Annotated in this window: 2 protein-coding genes and 1 pseudogene; all 3 read left to right on the top strand. The window is 61.4% G+C overall.

The window, feature by feature from the left end; translation table 11 throughout:
• Nucleotides 1-191: pseudogene (locus tag NW818_RS10090) on the top strand (carbon dioxide-concentrating protein CcmK); the annotation flags it as partial.
• The gene (locus NW818_RS10095) at nt 191-490 is read left to right on the top strand and encodes a EutN/CcmL family microcompartment protein (protein WP_011433394.1); all 300 of its coding nucleotides are present in this window, start codon (nt 191-193) and stop codon (nt 488-490) included. The pseudogene NW818_RS10090 and the gene NW818_RS10095, both read left to right, overlap by 1 nt.
• Before the next feature lie 71 nt (nt 491-561).
• The coding region (locus NW818_RS10100; protein ID WP_414424476.1) for a ribulose bisphosphate carboxylase small subunit at nt 562-1,828 on the top strand (1,267 nt) is incomplete at its 3' end.

Genomic DNA, 1,828 nt, shown 5'->3' on the forward strand with positions numbered 1-1,828 from the left:
CGGAGGTGCAAGCCTCGGTGGCTGCCGGCATTGACTCGGTGAAGCGGGTGAACGGCGGCCAGTTGTTGTCTTGGCACATTATCGCCCGTCCCCACGAGAACCTGGAGTACGTGTTGCCCATTCGCTACACCGAGGATGTGGCTCAGTTCCGCGAAGGGGTAAATGCCATCCGTCCCTTCACCCGTCCCTGATGCGTATTGCCATTGTGCGGGGCACCGTCACCAGCACTCAAAAGGATCCCAGCTTGACGGGCGTGAAGTTTTTGTTGGTGCAGTACGTCGATCTCGAGGGCCAGCCGCAACCCGATTACGCTGTGGCTGCCGATCCGGTGGGGGCCGGCATTGACGAGTGGGTGCTGGTTAGCCAAGGCAGTGCCGCTCGCCAGCCGCAAGGAAACCAGACTCGCCCGCTGGATGCAGTGGTGATGGCGATTATCGATACGGTCAGCGTTGGCGGTCGCTCTCTCTACAACAAGCGCGATCAACGCTAGCTGGGATCCCTTCCCTTCTCATCTCTCTTGCTGCCCTTGTCCGCCCTACTGCGTTCTAGAGGCTCACGGTTATGCCTGCTCACACCTATGCTGCACCGCCAACGCCCTGGTCTCGCCGACTGGCGGAGCCCAAGATCGATCCCACAGCTTACGTGCATTCTTTCTCCAACCTCATTGGGGATGTGCGGGTGGAAGCGGAGGTGCTGATCGCCCCGGGAACTTCCATTCGCGCTGACGAGGGATCCCCCTTCCACATTGGCGCCAGATCCAACATTCAGGATGGGGTGGTCATCCACGGCCTGGAACAGGGGCGGGTGATAGGAGAAGACGGCCAACCCTACTCCGTTTGGATTGGCAGAAACACTTCCATTGCCCACATGGCTCTGATCCACGGGCCGGCCTACGTGGGCAACGACTGCTTTATTGGCTTCCGCTCGACGGTGTTCAACGCTCGGGTTGGGGATGGCTGCATCATCATGTTGCATTGCCTGATCCAGGATGTGGAGATCCCCCCAGGCAAGTACGTGCCTTCTGGATCCATCATCACCACCCAGGCCGAGGCCGACCGGCTGCCCGACGTCCAGGATAGCGATGCCAAGTTTGCCCAACACGTGATCGGCATCAACCAAGCCCTGCGAGAGGGCTACCAGTGCAGCGAAAACCTCGTCTGTATCGCTCCCATCCGCAACGAACTGCAGCGCACCTCTAACTCAACGGCTACGGAGACGGCACCCATGACTCATTCTTCCCATCGCGGCAATGGCCGGAACGGCGGCGGATCCCCTCTCAAGCCGGAGGTGGTGGAGCAAATTCGTGCCCTGTTGGCCCAAGGCTATCGCGTGGGGCTAGAGTATGCCGATGCTCGCCGCTTCAAAACCTCTTCCTGGCAAAGCGAAAGCCCAATCGCCAGCACCCACGAGGCGGAGGTGGTGCGATCGCTGGGGGCCATCCTGGCGGAGCACCAGGGAGAATATGTGCGCCTACTGGGGATCGATCCCAAGGCCAAACGGCGGGTGCTGGAGCAGATCATCCAAACCCCCGATGGGCCGGCGCTGGTCTCTGGGATGCCCAGCCGCGTCTCGGCAGCCGCTGCCCCGAGTTCTGGCACATCCGGCCCTCAGTCTGGCTCAGGGCTAGAGGAAGAAATCCGAACGCTGTTGGCGCAGGGGTATCGCATTGGCCTGGAGGTGGCCGATGCCCGCCGCTACCGCACCTCTTCTTGGCAGACCTTGGGCAATTTGAGCGGTCAGCCGCAGGAGATCCTGGCCGCTGTTCAGGCTGCCCTGGCGGAGCACAGAGGGGAATATGTGCGCCTGCTGGGGATCGATCCCAAAGGCA

Source organism: Synechococcus sp. R6-5 (assembly GCF_047461775.1).
In the GTDB taxonomy this organism is placed as follows: domain Bacteria; phylum Cyanobacteriota; class Cyanobacteriia; order Thermostichales; family Thermostichaceae; genus Thermostichus.